This is a genomic window from Duganella zoogloeoides (assembly GCF_034479515.1).
Classification (GTDB): domain Bacteria; phylum Pseudomonadota; class Gammaproteobacteria; order Burkholderiales; family Burkholderiaceae_D; genus Rugamonas; species Rugamonas zoogloeoides.
In genome coordinates, this window is record NZ_CP140152.1 from 4267382 (window position 1) to 4285081 (window position 17700).

A 17700-nucleotide genomic window follows, 5' to 3' on the forward strand; every position below is an offset into this window, starting at 1 on the left:
CATGGTGTCACCCGCTCTTGTTGCGTAGCATGACCGTCAGTCCCACCAGGCGCCGCGCCCGCCATCGCTCCGTCGCCGGGATCTGCGCTTCCATGAGGCGCGTGCCCAGGTCCTGGCTGTGGCCGTCTGCATACGCCGGCCCGAACAGGTCGAATTGCATGGCGTGGGTGTCACTACGGGTGTTGCCGTCGCCATGCAGCAGCAAGGCCAGCTTGACGGTGCATACGCGTTTCCAGTGGCTGCGCCGCTGCAGTTCGCGCTGTTGTTCTTCTGGCGTGGCGCCTGCTGGCGCCAGCGCGTTGTCGAGGGCGCGGATGGCGGTGGCGCTCAAGTATCGGTTGGGGACGCCGTCGGCAGGCTGGTCGGTGTCCAGGCCGTACAGCACCTGGAACGATTCGACGCCGCGCACGATGGCGTCCGCGCCCCAGTTGCCATTGCCCAGATATTTGCAGCGCAATTCGCCGTCGCCGCCCTCGCCCAGTGCGACATAGAAGATGCTCCAGCCGAGCGCGTCGCCATCATCGGGCGCCGCCACGCCGAAGCCGCCGCAGTTGATGCTCGAGCCATCGCCGCTGATGCCCTGGCCGTGACCGGCAAAGCGCACGGCCAGCACATCGCTGCCGTTGGCAACAGCTGGCAGCGGCGTAGCAATGCCGTAGCTGGCCTTGCCCAGGCTGTGCGCATCCCAGCCGCTGATCAACGCCGGCGCATCGTCGGCGATGGATACCGGCGCGGTCGTGCTGTCCCAGTTGACGTAAGCGCCCTGCCGCACCGACTGCGCCATGATCTCCAGCGCATAGCGGCCGCCATCGTCAAGCCAGGCGCTCTCGGCGTGGTGGCGATAGTTGCCGGCCGACGCCAGCAGCAGGCTGCCAGCCAACAAGGTCAACAAAAGCCCCAGGCCGGCGGCAACCAGCAGCTCGACCAGGCTCCAGCCGTCCTGGCGCGTGAGCTTTATGAACCTGCTCCGAGATCGGCCTTGCTTACGCGAGCACTTCATTAACGTGCTCGGATACAGGCCCTGGTGGCGCACGCGTTTCATCACAGTGCTCCGACCGGCAGCGCCACGCCCGGCACATGCTGGCCGGTGCGATCGACTTGCGGCCTACCGTCGGCGCGTTTGCCGCGCCAGCCCACCTTGATCACCAGCGGTGCACCGGCCCCGCCACTGCAAGGCCACAGCAAGGTGCCGCCGCTCCACAGGCCGGCGTCGCGGCAGATCACCACGCGGCCGCTGGGCAGGTGCGTGCGCAGGGCAGTCTTGATTTCGTAGAGGTCGAACCAGGCCAGTTGGGCCGCGTTGCAGGCATCGGCGTAGCACAGCACGGCCGGCGGCGCGGGCGGAGGCTGGTCGAGCACGTCGTAGTCGAGGGTCAGGTAGGGATTGGCGCCATCGGGCAATTGCATCTGCGACGGATTGGCGCGCAGGCGTTCGGCCATACTGGTCGCCAGCAGCGATGCCTGCGCCAGCAAGGCGCTCTGGTGCCGCGCGCGCATGGCCGCCAGTTGCATCGACACCCCGCCGACGATGCCCACCGCCAGCACGAACACGGCAATCAGCACCTCGAGCAGGGTGAAGCCCCCAACCGACCACAACTTTGTACCTGAGCGCACGGCCAACCTCCGCTACATGACGAGGACAGGGTTCGACGTTAGCAGTGCTTTATGGCTGAGATCTGCGATGGATCAAGCGTGCGCTCGGGTTCGGCCGGTTGACAACAGTTGGCGAACACGACAGTAAAGCGGTAAGACGACACGCTTGCATTCGGTTAACTTTTAAGCAATCATGGGCCACCATGTGATCGGGGCCAATTATGAGTTTTCTCCTTGTCTTTGCTGGTACCTGCCTGGCTGGCGGTGGTGGCTTCGTCTGGCAGCGCCAGCGCCGCACCCGGCGCGAGGCCACCATCCGCGAGTTTCTGCTGCCGAAAGGATTGTTCGAAGCACTGCGTGTTCATCATCCGCAACTGACGCCCAAGGATTGCCACCTGGTGGCACAGGGACTGCGCCAGTTCTTCCTGGTCCACCTGAAAAGCGGCGGGCAGTTTGTGTCGATGCCGTCGCAGGTAGTGGACGACCTGTGGCACGAATTCATCCTCTACACCCGGGCTTACGAACAGTTTTGCCGCAAGGCATTCGGCGGCACCCTGCACCACACTCCGGCCATCGCGCTTGACCAGCGCCACCGTGGCAACGACGGCATCCGGCGCACCTGGCGCCTGGCCTGCGCCGAAGAAAATATCGATCCGCGCCATCCGTCGCGGCTGCCGTTGCTGTTTGCGCTGGACAGCAAGCTGGCCATCCCGAACGGCTTCGTGTACGTGCCCGATTGCGACGGCGTCGCGCGCAAGGGCGGTCAAGGCGATGGTGGTGGCGGCGATACTTACTGCGGTGCCCACCTCGGCGGTGGCGACAGCGGCTCAGGCACCGGGAGTGGCGACAGTAGCGATGGCGGTGGCGACAGCGATGGCGGTGGCGACAGCGGCGGCTGCGGTGGCGGAGGATGCGGTGGTGGCGGCGACTAGGCGCGCCCGACACAACCGCGACAGCAGTGACAGCGATGGCGACAGCGGCGGGAATAGCAGTGACTGCGGTGGCGGAGATTGCAGCGACCAGGCGCGCCTGACGCAAGCTTTCGCGCGAGCAGCAGCGACGAAGATGGTACGAAGGTACAGCAGGAGCTGCAACACAGCAAAGGAGGACCGGTCAGGCCCCTACTCGGTCTTGCGCGGCTTGCTTTCCTCACCCACTTCCGCAATCGCATTCTGGAACTCGGCCAGGTCTTCGAAGTTTTTGTAGACGGAAGCAAAACGGATGTAGGCCACGGTATCGAGGCACTGCAATTCCTGCATGACCAGTTCGCCGATGTAGCCGGTATCGACTTCGCGCAGGCCGCTGGTGAGCAGTTTTTCTTTGATGGACGAGACCGCCGCATCGACGGCGGGCGCCGCCACGGGGCGTTTGCGCAAGGCCAGCGACAGGCTGCCACGCAATTTTTCCGCCGAGTATTCGGTACGGCTGCCGTTCTTCTTGACCACGGCCGGCATCACCAGCTCGATGCGCTCGTACGTGGTAAATCGTTTATCACATTTCGTGCAGCGACGGCGACGGCGGATGGCATCCCCTTCCTCGGATACACGCGTATCGAGAACCTGGGTATCGTCATGCTGGCAGAACGGACATTTCATATGAGCCACTGAATATTGAAACGGCGCGCCGGTGGTGACCGCCGGCGCGCCAGGGGATTACTTGGCGTAGACCGGGTACTTGTCGGCCAACACTTTAACAGCAGCTTTGACACGCTCGATGGTGGCGGCGTCGTGCGGGTTGTCCAGCACGTCGGCGATCAGGTTGCCCACTTCTTCCGCTTCGGCTTCCTTGAAACCACGGGTGGTCATCGCTGGCGAACCGAGGCGGATGCCCGAGGTCACGAACGGCTTCTGCGGATCGTTCGGGATGCCGTTCTTGTTGGTGGTGATGTGGGCGGTGCCCAGGATCGCTTCGGCTTCCTTGCCGGTCAGGTTCTTCGGACGCAGGTCCACCAGCATCACGTGCGACTCGGTGCCGCCGGAGACGATACGCAGGCCGCGCTTGATCAGGGTCTTGGCCAGCACGTCGGCGTTGATCACCACTTGTTGCTGGTAAGCCTTGAATTCAGGCGTCAGCGCTTCCTTGAAAGCCACTGCCTTGCCGGCGATGACGTGCATCAGCGGGCCGCCCTGGATGCCGGGGAAGATGGCCGAGTTGATGATTTTCTCGTGCTCGGCCTTCATCAGGATGATGCCGCCGCGCGGGCCGCGCAACGATTTGTGCGTGGTCGAGGTGACGAAGTCGGCGTGCGGCACCGGGTTCGGGTACAGGCCTGCAGCGATCAGGCCTGCGTAGTGGGCCATATCGACCATGAAGTAAGCGCCCACTGCCTTGGCAACGGCTGCAAAACGCTCAAAGTCGATCTTTTTCGAGAAGGCCGACGCGCCGGCGATGATCAGCTTCGGCTTGTGTTCCTTGGCCAGCGCTTCCATCGCGTCGTAGTCGATGTCTTCTTCAGCGGTCAGGCCGTACGACACCACGTTGAACCATTTGCCGGACATGTTCAATGGCATGCCGTGGGTCAGGTGGCCGCCTTCGGCCAGCGACATGCCCATGATGGTGTCGCCTGGTTTCAGGACGGCGAAGAACACGCCCTGGTTTGCCTGCGAGCCGGAGTTCGGCTGCACGTTGGCCGCTTCCGCGCCGAACAGCTGCTTGACGCGGTCGATCGCCAGTTGCTCGACGACGTCCACGTATTCGCAGCCACCGTAGTAGCGCTTGCCTGGGTAGCCTTCGGCGTATTTATTGGTCAGCTGGGAGCCTTGGGCTTCCATGACGGCTGGCGAGGTGTAGTTCTCGGAAGCGATCAGTTCGATGTGGTCGTGCTGGCGGGTGTTTTCGTTCTGGATGGCGCCGAACAGTTCCGGGTCAACGCTGGCGAGGGTGTGATCTTTTGCGAACATGAAAAAACTCCAATAATGAGTAACGTTGTTGCTGGCAGGTTGGATCGAATGAGGGAAGCCAAAGCGGACAGGCAGCCTCTTTCGTGCATTCCATCGATGGGCTGCCCAGGCGAACGGCTGTTGAAATCTCACGTTTCCCGATGGATGTCCATCTTTCGCCGACGGACCAGCGCACCATTTTGGGGCTGCCCGCAGCTTTTCGCCAGTTACGTGAGACGTAATGGAACCCGGATTGTAATTTATGCGCCAGATTTGAGCAAATTTGCGCGAAAGGCGGGCTGATCTAATTTGCAACATCGGCATTTTGCGGCATCGCCGGGCGACATTGGGCATTTCAGCTACAATTTTGCCACCCTGTCACTCACTCTAGGAACCCTCATGATCGTCTTCATCACTGGCGCCTCCGCCGGCTTCGGCGCTGCCATGGCCCGCATCTTCGTTCAAAACGGCCATAAAGTCCTGATCGCCGGCCGCCGCGCCGACCGCCTGCAGGCCCTGGCCGCCGAACTGGGCGACGCCACCCTGCCGGTCGTGCTCGATGTGACCGACCGTGCGTCGATCGCGTCCGTGCTGGCTGGTTTGCCGGAAGCCTGGCGCCAGATCGACGTACTGGTTAACAACGCCGGCCTGGCACTGGGCGTGACGCCAGCGCACGAATCGTCGCTGGAAGACTGGGACACCATGATCGCCACCAATATCAGCGGTCTGGTTGCGATGACGCGCGCCATCCTGCCGGACATGGTCAAGCGCGGCAGCGGCACGATCATCAATATCGGCTCGGTCGCCGGCGATACGCCTTATCCGGGCGGCAACGTGTATGGGGCGACCAAGGCCTTCGTCGAGCAGTTCACGCTCAACCTGCGTGCCGACCTGGTGGGCACGGGCGTGCGCGCCACCAACCTGGCGCCGGGCCTGTGCGGCGGTACCGAGTTTTCCAACGTGCGCATGAAGGGCAACGACGAGGCTGCCGCCAAGGTCTACGAAGGCACCACGCCGCTGACCGCCGACGATATCGCCAACACCGCGTACTGGATCGCCACCCTACCCGCGCATATCAATATCAACCGCATCGAGATGATGCCGACCTGCCAGGGTTATGGCCCGCTCAACATCAAGCGCACGCTGTAAGCGCGGCGCGGCGAATGGACAGTAAAACTTAAATTTCGCTGAATTTTGCAGGGGAAGGACGCAATTGGCCCGTCCTTCCTTCAACCAGAGCAATAAATTCGCGTAGAATGTTGCTCAATCTTATTTGCAATCAACACAACATGCCAGCACAGTTCGACTGGAATGTCCGGGTCTATTACGAAGACACCGACGCCGGCGGGATCGTCTATTACGCCAACTACCTGAAATTCTTCGAGCGGGCCCGTACCGAATGGCTGCGCCACCTCAATGTGAACCAGCGCGCATTGCAGCAGGAACATGACGTGTTGTTCGTCGTCAAAAGTGTGACCTCGGAGTATCATGCGCCTGCAAAGCTTGACGACGTAATAAAATTAACTCTTAGCATCCAAAAACTAGGCCGTGCATCGGTTGCATTCCAGCAGCAAGCATGGTGTGGCGAGCAATTGTTGAATTCGGCCCAGGTGACCATCGCCTGCGTCGATACCACCATGCGCTTGCGCGCCATACCATCCGCCGTGGCCGAAAAAATGCGTCACTACGTAATCTCCGACTGATCAGACTGATAAACAATGAACGTCACCCAAGACCTCTCTTTCATCTCCCTCATCACCAATGCCCACCTGATCGTGCAGTTGATCATGGCGTTGTTGCTCATTATCTCGCTGGTCAGCTGGACCTACATCTTCAGCAAGCTGTTCGCAGTGCGTTCCGCGCGCCGCCAGACCGTGGAATTCGAAAAAACCTTCTGGGCCGGCGGCAACCTGCACGCGCTGCACCAGAATGCTGGCAAGGACCGCGCTGGCAGCGGCCCGCTGGCCCGCATCTTCGAAGCCGGCATGGGCGAATTCATCAAGAGCAAGGCCGCCTACGCCGCCAGCCGTGAAACCATGGACCACGGCGCCATCCTGGACGGCGCCCGCCGCGCCATGCGCGCTGCCTTCCAGCGCGAAATGGATGTACTGGAATCGCACCTGGCCTTCCTGGCCTCGGTCGGTTCGGTGTCGCCGTACATCGGCCTGCTCGGTACCGTGTGGGGCATCATGAACGCGTTCCGCGGTCTGGCCAATGTGCAGCAAGCCACGCTGGCAGCGGTCGCGCCCGGCATTGCCGAAGCGCTGATCGCTACCGCCATCGGCCTGTTCGCGGCGATTCCTGCGGTGGTGGCCTACAACCGCTTCTCGCACGATATCGATCGCCTGGCGATCCGCTTCGAGAGCTTTGTCGAAGAGTTCTCCAACATCCTGCAACGCCAGTCGCGCTAAGCGCGGGCATTTGATAAGGCAGAGCGATCATGGGTTCTTCTTTTAACAGCAGCATGCGCGGCGGCCGTGGCCGCAAGCTCAAGTCCGAAATCAACGTCGTGCCGTACATCGACGTGATGTTGTGCCTGCTGATCATTTTCATGGTCATGCCGTCGGCCAACGACGCCTCGGTGGTGGACTTGCCGCACGCGGAAAAATCGACCAAGCCGCCCAGCGACTACGTGCAGATCGTCATCAAGCCCAACGGCGCGCTGTCGATCGGCGTCAAGGGCAAGGATGCGGACGCGCCGGAAACGGCGCCGAGCCGCGACGCGCTGGTGAAAAAGCTGCGCACCTTGCACGACGAGCATCCCGACTACCCGGTGCTGATCTCGGGCGACAAGGAAAGCAAGTACGACGACGTGATCCAGCTGATCTCGGAAGCGAAAAAAATGGGCATTACCCGCGTGGGTTTGGCCACTCAATAAGAACGTTGAATAGATGAATCCCCCTACCGCAGGCGGCCCGTACAAGGTGCCGCGACAACACAACGGCTGGCGCGCAACGATACTTGCCGTATCGGTGCACGCGGTGCTGTTGCTGTTCCTGTGGGTGGGCGTGAGCTGGCAGAACACCGAACCGACCGAAGTCCAGGCAGAAATCTGGGACATGACGGTGCAGGACGCCGCCCCCGCCGCCCCGCCGGAACCCCAACCGGAACCTGATCCAGAACCGACTCCGGCGCCGGAGCCTGAACCCGTGCCGCCGCCCGTGGTCAAAGCTCCACCACCACCGCCGGTGGAAGTGCCACCTGCGCCCAAAGCACCCGACATCGCCCTCGAACGCCTGAAGGAAAAGAAGAAAAAGCTCGAGGAAGAGAAGAAGATCGCCGAGGCCAGGGAACTCAAGGAAGCCCAGCTGAAGAAAGAGGCGGACGAGAAGCAGGCCAAGCTCGACGCCAAGAAGAAGGCTGAGCAGAAAAAACTTGCCGAGCAAAAAGCCCGGGAAGAGGAAGAAAAAGAACAGGAAGAGAAAGAGAAGAAACTCGCCGCCGAGCAAGCCAAGAAAAAGGCCGCCGCAGAGAAACTGGCCAAGGAAAAGGCGGACAAGGCTGACAAGGCCGCCAAGGATAAGGCGTTTGCTGCGGAAATGAGCCGGATTACCGGTTCGGCCGCCAAGGGTGCCACCGGGACGGCTGCGCAATCGACTGGCGGCAAGGTTGATGGCGGTTACTCGGCAGCGATCCGTACCAAGGTCAAGAACAACCTGGTCTATGGCGGCACAGACGATACGCTGACGGCAACCTACAAGATCACCCAGTTGCCAACCGGTGAAATTATTGGCGTTCGCAAGATCAAGGGCAGCGCCTCGCCTGCGTACGACAGTGCGATCGAGAACGCAATTGCCAAATCGTCACCGCTCCCGAAGAAAAAAGATGGTACGGTAGAGCGCGAACTGGAACTGAACTTCAACATGAAGGATATGCACTAATGCAAACCAAATTTAAACACATCATTCTCTACGCCGGCCTGACCATCGCGGCCACCATGGGCAGCGCCCAGGCGCAGATGCGCATCGAAATTTCGGGCGCCGGCAGCAACCAGATCCCCGTCGCCGTGGCCGGCTTTGCCAACGAAGGCGTGGCCCCGCACATGGTCTCCGCCATTATCAAGGCCGACCTCGAACGCAGCGGCGCGTTTAAAATCATCGATGCCGGTGTGATCAGCGACGTCAACAACGTGGATTACAGCGGCTGGAAAGCCAAGGGCGCCGATGCGCTGGTGGTCGGCACCGTCAACGCCATGGCCGATGGCCGCTACGACGTGCGCTATAAACTGTACGACACCGTCAAGCAATCGCAGATCTCCAACCTGGACAAGGCTGTGACCGCCCAGTTCACGCGCCTGTCCGCGCACCTGATCGCCGACGATGTGTTCTTCAAGCTGACCGGCGTGCGCGGTGCTTTTTCCACCCGCATTTCGTATGTAAAACAGGAAGGCCGCAGCAATATGCTGATGGTTGCCGACGCCGATGGCGAAGGCGAGCAACTGGCGCTGCGTTCCAACGAGCCGATCATTTCGCCGTCGTGGTCGCCGGACGGCACCAAGGTCGCGTACGTGTCGTTCGAGCAGAAAAAGCCGGTCGTCTATATCCAGAACCTGATCACCCGCGCCCGCACCGTGGTGGCCAATGAAAAAGGCAATAACTCGGCGCCAGCCTGGGCGCCGGACGGCAACAAGCTGGCCGTGGCGCTGTCGCGTGACGGCAACTACGAGATCTACACGGTAAACGCCGACGGCAGCAACCTGCGCCGCGTCACCAGCAACGGCGGCATCGATACCGAGCCACAATGGTCGGCCGACGGCCAGAGCATCTACTTCACCAGCGACCGCAGCGGCGGCCCGCAAATTTATCGCATGAGCGCCAGCGGCGGCGACGCCAAGCGCGTGACCTTCTCCGGCACCTACAACACCAGCCCGCGCGTGTCGTCGGACGGCAAGACCCTGGCCTACATCTCGCGCCGCGACGGCAACTTCCAGCTGTACGTGCTGGACCTGGGCAGTGGCCAGGAAACGCGCCTGTCGGATACGACCAGCGACGAGTCGCCAAGTTTCGCGCCCAACGGCAAGTACATCATGTACGCCACGACGGCAGGCAGCCGCAAGTCGCTGGCCGTGGTCTCGGTGGATGGCCGTGTGAAGCAACGCCTGACCACTCAGGCGGGCAACATCAAGGAGCCCACCTGGGGTCCGTTCATGCAGTAAAACAATCAAAATCTAACGTTACTAGGAGAAACTCATGCGTCAAATCAGCAGCTTAGCCCTCGTCCTGACCACGGCAGCGATCCTGTCGGCCTGCTCGTCGACCCCGATCAAGGAAAACACCCCGCCACCAGTGGTAGAGCGTCCAGCGACCGGCCCGGCAACGGCACCAGCGGACACCCGCACCGTGGCGCCAGTTGAAACCAAGTCGCTCGACCCGCTGGACGATCCAAAAGGCGTGCTGGCCAACCGCAGCGTGTACTTCGACTATGACAGCTACAGCGTGCGCGCCGACGGCCGTCCAGTGGTGGAAAACCACTCGGCTTACCTGGCGAAAAACAAATCGCGCCAGATCCTGATCCAGGGTAACACCGATGACCGCGGCGGCTCCGAGTACAACCTGGCCCTGGGCCTGAAGCGCGCCGAAGCCGTGCGTAAAGCCATGACCACGCTGGGCGTGTCCGATTCGCAAATCGAAGCCGTGTCGCTGGGCAAAGAGAAGCCAAAAGCTGCCGGCACCGATGAAGCCGCACGCGCTGAAAACCGCCGCGCCGACATCGTTTACAAGTAATTTCTCTTTTGCCGGGTCACAGGCATAATACGGGGCGGTACCCGGACTTGGTTCCCAAGTCCAGGCATCGCCCCGTTTCCATTTTGATTTGTTGAAAGCGCCCGACATGATGAAACTCTCCAAATCCGGCGTCTCCGCCGCCGTGCTCGCTGCGATGACCTGGCTGCCGCTGCAAGCCCATGCCGGCCTGTTCGATGACGACGAAGCCCGCAAGGCCCTGCTGGACCTGCGCGCCAAGGTCGAAGCCTTGCGCGTCGAAACCAACGCCCGCCTCGAAACCAAGTCCGACAAGTCCAGCACGCTGGACATGATCAATCAGAACGACAACACGATTCAGGAGATCGCCAAGCTGCGCGGCCAGATCGAAGTGCTGGCCAATGAAGTATCGATGGCCCAGAAGCGCCAGCGCGACCTGTACACCGACCTCGACACGCGCATGCGCAAGCTCGAGCCGCGCGAAGTGAACGTGGACGGCAAAACCGCCCAGGTCGATCCGAGCGAAGAGCGCAGCTACGACGCCGCCATGACCCAGTTCAAGGCCGGCGACTACAAGGCCGCCGGCGATGCCCTGGCCGCCTTCGTGCGCCAGTACCCTGCTTCCGTGTACACGCCGAACGCGCAGTACTGGCTCGGCAACTCTTTCTACGCCCAGCGTGACTGCAAGAGCGCCATCGCGGCCCAGCAAGTGGTGCTGAAGAACTACGCCGACAGCCCGAAAGCGCCGGACGCCATGCTCAACATCGCCAGCTGCCAGACCGAGCTGAAAGACAAGGCGGCCAAGAAGACCTTGCAGGACCTGATCAAACAGTTCCCGGACTCGCAGGCGGCCGTGACGGCCAAGCAGCGCCTCGGCGGCAAGTAAGCGCGTGCGTTGAGGCTGCCGGACAAATAAATTGTCCGGCAGGCATTTGACAGGATGTGCTGAAACATCCTATAATCTCGCTTCTTCGGGGGTCGTTAGCTCAGCTGGTAGAGCAGCGGACTTTTAATCCGTTGGTCGCAGGTTCGAATCCCGCACGGCCTACCACCGAAGCACCCTTGGGTCGTTAGCTCAGCTGGTAGAGCAGCGGACTTTTAATCCGTTGGTCGCAGGTTCGAATCCCGCACGGCCTACCAAGAATTATCAAGGAAGCCCACGAATTTCGGTTCGTGGGCTTTTTTGTTTCTGGTCGCCCTCTGGTCGCACCGGAAGCGCTCCGCCCCCTTAGTAAAAAAAATTCCAAAAAATTAACAGGCCAAGGCCAATGCTTAGCCATACGGAAGAGGTATAAAATCGAGTCTTGTAATTAAGGGGGGAATCATGTCAACGGACGATGACGGTGTACCAGCAAGCCGCCAGACGGCAAGAGCAGCGCTAGTGAACATTCGCCGCATGCTCGCGGGTGAGGTGCCCTTTCCAACGTCGCCGGAAGCCGCCGCAGAAATGGTCAAAGCTGCGGTTCCCGTCCAGGCACCGCAACAGGACGAGCCACCCTTCCTTGGCACCTCAGATCAAGTCATGGCAGGTTTCGAAGGAGCTGCGCAGAGAACACCTGACGGCACAGAGTACTGGAGCGCCATCGACCTAATGGAGCTCCTGGGCTACGGATCATGGAATCACTTTGAGCCAGTGATAAAGCGCGCCTACATCGCATGCAATCAAAGCGGCCTCACGATTAATGAACACTTCGCTGAGATCCATGAAAAAGTTGATACCGAAGGCGGCGTAGAACTTCGAATCCGCGACGTTAACGTCACCCGATATGGTGCCTATCTAATTGCTCAAAATGGCGACTCGAAGAAGAAGCAGGTGGCGTTTGCTCAAACATACTTTGCTGCTCAAACGCGCCGCCAAGAGCTACAGACGCAGCGCAGCGAAGAAATCACTGAGTGATCTTGCCCCCGTATAACCGGACACAGCCTGTCGCTTAATTAACGCCGCTTTCCTGAGCCCGGCGTGCCAGCTCCCTCCTATACATGCGAGGTGATTTCAACTTCAACGACGAGTGCGGATGCACCTCATTGAAATGCATAAATGCGTCTGGCAGTTGGGCCAGCACTACCTCGGCAGTGCTGCGGTCCATCAAGCTGACGTAGTCCCGTTTAAACGTGTTCACAAAGCGCTCGGCCATGCCGTTCGATTGCGGGCTGCACACCGGTGTATGCACCGGCTCGATGCCTAGCGCGCGTGCCAGCGCATGCGTTTCATGAGCTCGATAGGCACCGCCGTTGTCGCTCAAAAATTCCAGTTTGGCCGATCCCACGTTGGCCTGCCCAAATCTGGCCTCCACCGCCTCCACCAACATGTCGCGCACCGGCTCGCCAGGCAGGCCACGTTCGCCCCAGGCCCGCCACGCGATGATCTCACGATCACAGCAGTCTTTCATGAAGACGCCCGTCACCACCTCGCCGTTGTCGCAAGCGATCTCAAAGCCGTCGGAGCACCAGCGTTGGTTCGATTCGGCCACCGACACCACACCGTCGTGCACGCGGCTGCTAACTGGGCGTTTTGGCGCTTTTGCCAGCAGCAGACGGTTCTCTTTCATCACCCGGTAAAAGCGTTTATGGTTGATCGTTTGCAGCCCCACCAAAGCGCGTGTGCGGTTGACCAGAGCGCCTGCACGACGATATCCATACGTCGGCAATGCAGTGATCTCGGCGCGCACCGCGTCGACCAGGATCGCGTCAGCAGGTTGATGAAACGTTTGTACGGTGCGGCCATCGACCCAGTCGGTAGGGCGAATCATCATTTGCGAAATATGCGAGCGCGCTACGCCAAGGGCAGAACAAACCGGCTTCACTGGTCGTCCTTGCCCGACAAGGGCGAGCGCGCAATCCACTTTTTTTCGCGAGCGAACTCGACGGCCTCCTTCAGAATTTCCGCCTCCATCGTCTTCTTGCCGAGCATGCGCTGCAGCTGAGCGATCTGAGCGCGTGCGGCGGCCAGTTCGCTCGCCGGCACGACCGACTCACCGGCAGTGACCGCCGTCAACGCACCTTCGCGTTCGAGTTTGCGCCAATTGAACAGCTGGCTCGCACCCACGCCGTGCTTGCGGGCGACCAACGACACATTCATGCCTGGCTCGTATGTCTCGCGTACCAGCGCCGCTTTTTCCTCGGCTGACCAGCGCCTGCGGCGCTCTTCGCTCACCGTCACCACTTCGATTGTTTGCTTGTTCCTAGTCATATGCACAGTCCTATTCCTATCCGTAAGAATAACGCATAGGCTGTGTCCGGGGAATCAGGGGGCTATCTCATGCGCCTGCTTTTCCCCGGCTTTAACGCGCCTTCGTCGAAGTAATGAAGGGGCCGCTTCCTGACAACTCACGTCTAGATGATGACAAATCGTCACGCAACGTTCATACTTAACCAGAAGTAAAAATAACTACGGTGTACCAACACCGTTCATAAATATCCAAGGGTCCAAAATGGGAAAATTATTGCCAGCTTCGCTGTCGGTAGTCATGCTCGCGACATTGCTGAGTGGGTGCGTTAGCGGCTACACAACGTTCTATAAACCAGTCGCCGGAGCCACGCCTGAGGCCATCGCGGCTAAGCGAGCCGCGCCGCCACCGGCAGCACCAATTGTTGAACGAGCCCAGCCAGGCGACCCGCAAACCATCTTGGACGCGTACGCGAAGCGCGGATACGCGATGATCGGTAACGCGATGTTTAATAGCGGCCGTCCTGAAACCGAAGATTCGGCCGTTCGCCAAGCACAGACAGTCGGCGCAGACCTTGTCCTTATCCTGAACCCCAAATATACAGGCACGATCACCTCAAATATCCCTATCACCACTCCCACGACGACCACTTCCTACTCCACCGGCACTGCGACAGCATACGGTGCAGGAGGGCCTGTAACGGCGTACGGCAGTGGGACCACAACAACCTACGGCACTACCACCAACTATGTTCCTATCGCTATCAACAGATCCGATTACGGCGCAATTTTTTTCGTGAAGCAAAAACTTGGGCTGGGCTTATTTACTCGTGATCTTAACGATTCCGAGCGCCAACAACTACAAACTAACAAGGGTGCCGTAGTTCGCGTGGTAGTGGACGATACTCCGGCATTCAACGCAGACTTGCTGGTTGGCGATATCATCGTCTCACTGGATGGTATCGGCATATCAGGCACAAAAATGTTTAACGATCTATTACGTGATAGAACAGGAAAAATCGTATCCATCGGTCTTATTCGTCGAGGCCAGCGCCTCGAAAAATCTGTTCAGCTTAATTTGTGAACTGTAGTATTTTTTCCTTAGAAACCTGTGACCTGCAAAAGTACCTCATGGGATATGATTTAAAAAATTAATCGTGCGGGTTCAGAAACTACTTTGAAAGTACTTATGAGCAAAAAATATACTGGAACCTTTGAACAACTAAAAGCCCAGTTGAAATCTATCGGCACCGAATGGGACGAATCGCAAACTAATAAGAAGGTCTTGCGTAGAGACGGAGCAGTTCTCAGCTGGTTTGTTTCGACAGGAAGCCTTCAATTTCAAGGCAAGGCGGGAGCAAAGGAACGGCTTGAAGCGGACACCCTAAAGATTTTATATCCTGATCAACCGGAGACTGCTGCAAGCATCAGCACTCAAGAAACGCTGATCGCCGCAGCCGTCCTTCAGGAACCTCCACCTGCTGAAGCGTCGTTAGAAACCCAATATTTATTGCATGGTGTCAATAACAGTGAGCTAATCATTGGACTGGTAAGTGCAGTCGGAACTGAATCGAAGCTGGTTACTGATCCGCTAAAAGATCGGCTTAAAGGTTTTGGCTACTCGACTGAGGAGATTCGGCTGTCGCAGATACTGCCGCCGGATACTTCCGGCGGTCTCGAATACGACAGGATACGCCATTACATGAGCGCGGGAGACGCTCATCGTGAACGCGCTGGAAACAACGCGATCCTTGCTGCAGGTGCTGCAAAGTTGATAGCAGAAAAACGAACAAGCAACTCCACCAATTTAAAGAAGGCTTACATAATAAATTCTTTAAAGCATCCAGATGAGGTGGCATTCCTACGCAAAGTCTATGGAGACGGATTTTATCTCTTCGGGATTCACGCAGATGTTAAACGAAGGCATCACTTCCTCACGGAGGATAAAGGATGCACTTCTACCGACGCAGATTTGCTAATAAAAATCGATGAAGATGAAAGTATCGATCACGGTCAAAAAACACGTGATACCTTCCATTTGTCGGATTTTTTTCTGAACTTAGGAAAAAATAGTGATCAAGTTAAAAATACTATACAGCGTTTCCTTGAGCTAATCTTCTCACACCCATACCAAAATCCTACGTTCGATGAATTTTCGATGTTCATGGCGTTTAATAGTTCGGTTAGATCGAGCGACTTGTCACGCCAAGTGGGATCAGTGATATCGAAGCATCAGCAAATAATTGCTACCGGCGCAAACGACGTTCCAAGGTCCGGTGGCGGGCTCTACTGGGCGGAAATTGATCCCGATACCGGGAAGGTAAAAGATCAAGCAGACGGCAAAGATTACACAAGAGAAGAAGACTCAAATAAGCGAACTCAAATCGAAATAATTGATGAGATCACTGCTTCAGCGCTTCGAGAAGGGCTAGTGATAGGCGATCAGTCTGATAAGCTAAAAGAGCTCTTGAAGCAAAGTAAAATTTCGGACTTAACCGAGTTTGGGCGCGTCGTTCATGCTGAGATGGAAGCGCTGCTTTCATGTGGCCGTGCTGGCATTCCAACGGCGGGTGCTATTCTGTATTGCACGACATTCCCATGCCATAATTGTGCAAAACACATCATTGCAGCGGGCATTGAGCGTGTGGTCTACGTTGAACCTTATCCTAAGAGTCGAGCTCTCGATTTTCACTCCGAGTCCATCCAGCTTAAAACTCAACCGGAGGAAAAACACGATCCTAGCCTCGTAACGTTCGAACCGTTTATCGGCGTGGGACCAAGACGATTTCTTGACCTCTTTTCCATGAATCTTGGATCAGGATCTAAACTGAAGAGGAAGAGCAAACAGGGAGGAACGCTGGAGTGGTCAAAAGAGACGGCTGTAATCCGGACACCGTTACTCCCGCACTCATATCTTGACATTGAAAAGGCTGCAATTGCGCTTTGGACCAACTCAATTAAGTAGGTAATGTTAGGTGCTGTAGTTAACTGTGCAAAACTGTGTAGCGAATTGCGCGGGTAGCTTCAGCAATACTGAACGCCCCAGTCATATGTCGGGGTAGCTGCGCTGGCATCCCCGCTTGCGCGTAAAGAGGATGCCAGTAATGCTGCATCGAATGCGGCGAATTGAGAAAAACAGGCTAGCACGACTATCCCGCCGGCGGACATACCGTTATGCTGGTTACGATGGTGATCTCACATATTTGTCGCTGATGTAACCTGAAATGACTTGATGCCCTAGAGTGGAGGTGTGCAAACTGTGCAGTCAGGTAGTACTGCTCGTCACGTAAGAACGAGCGCCGCACTTGGTCATTGTCCTGCTTACGCCGGTACAGTTCTGGTCCAGTAACGCCCTCACGGCAAACTACGCGCTGGCACCAATGCGGCGTCGCACATCAATGTCGCCCTCCAATGGCCGTACACAGTTGCTGAAATTGCAAATAAGCCTGTCTGGTCGCTCTCTGGTCGCGGCCGAATACAATGTGGTCAAGCCGGATCAATCAGCAGCAGCGTCAAGTTCACTGCAGTCCTTAAGCGGCTCAGGACGATATGACTAGCATGGATAAGGGAAGTACCCGAAGCGATGCCCAAACAGATGGTAGAATTCGATCGGACGATGCCTGCTGCTTCACGTTCTTTTAATCCGTTGGTCGCAGGTTCGAATCCCGCACGGCCTACCAAGATTCATCAAGAACGCCCACAAGCTCCGGTTTGTGGGCGTTTTTGTTTATGATGCATTTCTGGTCCTGGACGTCGCCCTTCTGCCCGGCGTTTCCCATCAACGCCAATGCCAGGGGCCAGGGCACTGGCGCAGTCGCCCAGCGCGACAAAACGCCACCGGCTGCGCCAGCGCCAGCATCGTCCCTACGCTACCTCGCCTGCTGCGCCTGCCGCGCATCGAACTCCTGCCGTGCCGCTTCCACTTCCGGCAGCTTGACCAGCGTCCACTCGTGCATGGCCTTGAATGGCTGCAACAGGGTGTGGCCCAGCGCCGTGATCTCGTATTCCACCGCCACCGGCGAGAGCGCCAGCACGTGACGTGTGAGCAGGCCATTGCGTTCTAGCCGGCGCAGGCATTGCGTGAGCGCCTTTTGGGTGACGCCCTCGAGCCGGCGCTTGATGGCGTTGAAGCGCACCGGGCCGCCGTCGAGCACCGTCAGCACCATCATCGACCACTTGTCGAGCACCTGGTCGAACAGCGCGCGGCTGGGACAGTCGGCGGAAAAACACTGGGGCGGGATGTCGTGCTGGTCAAGTTCGTTCATGGCAGGTTTCCTTGGTGATACCTAGGCACTTCAAGGTGCCTGATTGACGCCTAGTATAAATCATATACCATGAGAACTCCAGTCACTAACGAGCTCAA

At 58.5% G+C, this 17700-nt stretch carries 18 protein-coding genes, 2 tRNA genes and 1 riboswitch; of the genes, 14 read left to right on the plus strand and 6 right to left on the minus strand.

Annotated elements, in window-relative coordinates:
- Positions 1-7: 7 nt before the first annotated feature.
- Entirely contained in the window at positions 8-1042 is a 1035-nt protein-coding gene (locus tag SR858_RS18870; protein ID WP_019920547.1) for a PilW family protein, read from the minus strand.
- Entirely contained in the window at positions 1042-1614 is a 573-nt protein-coding gene (gene pilV, locus SR858_RS18875; RefSeq protein WP_322533744.1) for a type IV pilus modification protein PilV, read from the minus strand. The genes SR858_RS18870 and pilV overlap by 1 nt, the downstream gene beginning before the upstream one ends.
- A 200-nt stretch (positions 1615-1814) precedes the next feature.
- Between pilV and SR858_RS18880 the strand changes: the two genes are divergently transcribed.
- A complete protein-coding gene (locus SR858_RS18880) occupies positions 1815-2525 on the plus strand; it encodes a glycine-rich domain-containing protein (protein ID WP_019920549.1) in 711 nt (236 codons plus the stop codon).
- A gap of 189 nt (positions 2526-2714) precedes the next feature.
- Here the strand turns inward: SR858_RS18880 and nrdR are convergent, their stop codons facing one another.
- Both nrdR and glyA read right to left on the minus strand, forming a co-directional pair.
- A complete protein-coding gene (nrdR, locus tag SR858_RS18885; RefSeq protein WP_026637049.1) occupies positions 2715-3188 on the minus strand; it encodes a transcriptional regulator NrdR in 474 nt (157 codons plus the stop codon).
- 57 nt (positions 3189-3245) lie between these two features.
- Entirely contained in the window at positions 3246-4493 is a 1248-nt protein-coding gene (glyA, locus tag SR858_RS18890; protein WP_019920551.1) for a serine hydroxymethyltransferase, read from the minus strand.
- 96 nt (positions 4494-4589) lie between these two features.
- A riboswitch (ZMP/ZTP riboswitch) is annotated at positions 4590-4713 on the minus strand.
- 158 nt (positions 4714-4871) lie between these two features.
- Here glyA and SR858_RS18895 point away from each other — a divergent pair.
- The 11 genes from SR858_RS18895 to SR858_RS18945 all read left to right on the plus strand — a co-directional run bounded on the left by SR858_RS18895 (position 4872) and on the right by SR858_RS18945 (position 12068).
- The gene (locus SR858_RS18895; RefSeq protein ID WP_019920552.1) at positions 4872-5621 is read left to right on the plus strand and encodes an SDR family oxidoreductase; all 750 of its coding nucleotides are present in this window, start codon (positions 4872-4874) and stop codon (positions 5619-5621) included.
- Between the two features lie 140 nt (positions 5622-5761).
- Positions 5762-6175: a tol-pal system-associated acyl-CoA thioesterase gene (ybgC, locus tag SR858_RS18900; RefSeq protein WP_019920553.1), complete on the plus strand. Its 414-nt coding sequence runs from the start codon at positions 5762-5764 to the stop codon at positions 6173-6175.
- Positions 6176-6190: 15 nt separating this feature from the next.
- Positions 6191-6883: a protein TolQ gene (gene tolQ, locus SR858_RS18905; protein WP_019920554.1), complete on the plus strand. Its 693-nt coding sequence runs from the start codon at positions 6191-6193 to the stop codon at positions 6881-6883.
- Positions 6884-6912: 29 nt separating this feature from the next.
- Positions 6913-7350 (plus strand): ExbD/TolR family protein, encoded by a 438-nt coding sequence (locus tag SR858_RS18910; RefSeq protein WP_040377323.1) that lies wholly within the window; start codon positions 6913-6915, stop codon positions 7348-7350.
- A 13-nt stretch (positions 7351-7363) separates the two neighbouring features.
- Positions 7364-8353 carry a cell envelope integrity protein TolA gene (gene tolA / locus SR858_RS18915; protein ID WP_019920556.1) on the plus strand — a complete coding sequence of 330 codons (990 nt, stop codon included), beginning with the start codon at positions 7364-7366 and terminating at the stop codon, positions 8351-8353.
- The gene (gene tolB / locus SR858_RS18920; RefSeq protein WP_019920557.1) at positions 8353-9627 is read left to right on the plus strand and encodes a Tol-Pal system beta propeller repeat protein TolB; all 1275 of its coding nucleotides are present in this window, start codon (positions 8353-8355) and stop codon (positions 9625-9627) included. The genes tolA and tolB overlap by 1 nt, the downstream gene beginning before the upstream one ends.
- 34 nt (positions 9628-9661) lie before the next feature.
- On the plus strand, positions 9662-10195 hold the full coding sequence (gene pal / locus SR858_RS18925) for a peptidoglycan-associated lipoprotein Pal (RefSeq protein ID WP_019920558.1): 534 nt from the start codon (positions 9662-9664) through the stop codon (positions 10193-10195).
- Positions 10196-10301: 106 nt separating this feature from the next.
- Positions 10302-11057, plus strand: a complete 756-nt coding sequence (ybgF, locus tag SR858_RS18930; RefSeq protein WP_019920559.1) for a tol-pal system protein YbgF — start codon at positions 10302-10304, stop codon at positions 11055-11057.
- An 89-nt stretch (positions 11058-11146) separates the two neighbouring features.
- Positions 11147-11222, plus strand: a tRNA-Lys gene (locus SR858_RS18935).
- A gap of 13 nt (positions 11223-11235) precedes the next feature.
- Positions 11236-11311, plus strand: a tRNA-Lys gene (locus tag SR858_RS18940).
- Positions 11312-11495: 184 nt separating this feature from the next.
- On the plus strand, positions 11496-12068 hold the full coding sequence (locus SR858_RS18945; protein WP_154819737.1) for a BRO family protein: 573 nt from the start codon (positions 11496-11498) through the stop codon (positions 12066-12068).
- A gap of 34 nt (positions 12069-12102) precedes the next feature.
- On the opposite strand, the gene SR858_RS18950 is transcribed toward SR858_RS18945, so the two are convergent.
- Positions 12103-13361, minus strand: a protein-coding gene (locus SR858_RS18950) for an IS3 family transposase (protein ID WP_322533750.1) whose coding sequence is annotated in 2 segments (ribosomal slippage) — positions 12103-13022 and positions 13022-13361 — 1260 coding nt in all. Because the reading frame shifts where the segments join, the coding sequence is not laid out codon by codon here.
- Between the two features lie 241 nt (positions 13362-13602).
- Between SR858_RS18950 and SR858_RS18955 the strand changes: the two genes are divergently transcribed.
- Together SR858_RS18955 and SR858_RS18960 are read left to right on the plus strand one after the other, a co-directional pair.
- Positions 13603-14421, plus strand: a complete 819-nt coding sequence (locus SR858_RS18955; protein ID WP_084670246.1) for a PDZ domain-containing protein — start codon at positions 13603-13605, stop codon at positions 14419-14421.
- A 105-nt stretch (positions 14422-14526) separates the two neighbouring features.
- A complete protein-coding gene (locus SR858_RS18960; RefSeq protein WP_026637853.1) occupies positions 14527-16302 on the plus strand; it encodes an anti-phage dCTP deaminase in 1776 nt (591 codons plus the stop codon).
- 904 nt (positions 16303-17206) lie between these two features.
- On the opposite strand, the gene SR858_RS18965 is transcribed toward SR858_RS18960, so the two are convergent.
- A complete protein-coding gene (locus SR858_RS18965; RefSeq protein ID WP_019924904.1) occupies positions 17207-17602 on the minus strand; it encodes a winged helix-turn-helix transcriptional regulator in 396 nt (131 codons plus the stop codon).
- Positions 17603-17700: the final 98 nt, after the last annotated feature.

Coding starts and splice junctions, on each gene's coding strand:
- SR858_RS18870 (WP_019920547.1), bottom strand. CDS start 1,042: ATGAAACGCGTGCGCCACCAGGGCCTGTATCCGAGCACGTTAATGAAG.
- SR858_RS18880 (WP_019920549.1), top strand. CDS start 1,815: ATGAGTTTTCTCCTTGTCTTTGCTGGTACCTGCCTGGCTGGCGGTGGT.
- nrdR (WP_026637049.1), bottom strand. CDS start 3,188: ATGAAATGTCCGTTCTGCCAGCATGACGATACCCAGGTTCTCGATACG.
- glyA (WP_019920551.1), bottom strand. CDS start 4,493: ATGTTCGCAAAAGATCACACCCTCGCCAGCGTTGACCCGGAACTGTTC.
- SR858_RS18895 (WP_019920552.1), top strand. CDS start 4,872: ATGATCGTCTTCATCACTGGCGCCTCCGCCGGCTTCGGCGCTGCCATG.
- ybgC (WP_019920553.1), top strand. CDS start 5,762: ATGCCAGCACAGTTCGACTGGAATGTCCGGGTCTATTACGAAGACACC.
- tolQ (WP_019920554.1), top strand. CDS start 6,191: ATGAACGTCACCCAAGACCTCTCTTTCATCTCCCTCATCACCAATGCC.
- SR858_RS18910 (WP_040377323.1), top strand. CDS start 6,913: ATGGGTTCTTCTTTTAACAGCAGCATGCGCGGCGGCCGTGGCCGCAAG.
- tolA (WP_019920556.1), top strand. CDS start 7,364: ATGAATCCCCCTACCGCAGGCGGCCCGTACAAGGTGCCGCGACAACAC.
- tolB (WP_019920557.1), top strand. CDS start 8,353: ATGCAAACCAAATTTAAACACATCATTCTCTACGCCGGCCTGACCATC.
- pal (WP_019920558.1), top strand. CDS start 9,662: ATGCGTCAAATCAGCAGCTTAGCCCTCGTCCTGACCACGGCAGCGATC.
- ybgF (WP_019920559.1), top strand. CDS start 10,302: ATGATGAAACTCTCCAAATCCGGCGTCTCCGCCGCCGTGCTCGCTGCG.
- SR858_RS18945 (WP_154819737.1), top strand. CDS start 11,496: ATGTCAACGGACGATGACGGTGTACCAGCAAGCCGCCAGACGGCAAGA.
- SR858_RS18955 (WP_084670246.1), top strand. CDS start 13,603: ATGGGAAAATTATTGCCAGCTTCGCTGTCGGTAGTCATGCTCGCGACA.
- SR858_RS18960 (WP_026637853.1), top strand. CDS start 14,527: ATGAGCAAAAAATATACTGGAACCTTTGAACAACTAAAAGCCCAGTTG.
- SR858_RS18965 (WP_019924904.1), bottom strand. CDS start 17,602: ATGAACGAACTTGACCAGCACGACATCCCGCCCCAGTGTTTTTCCGCC.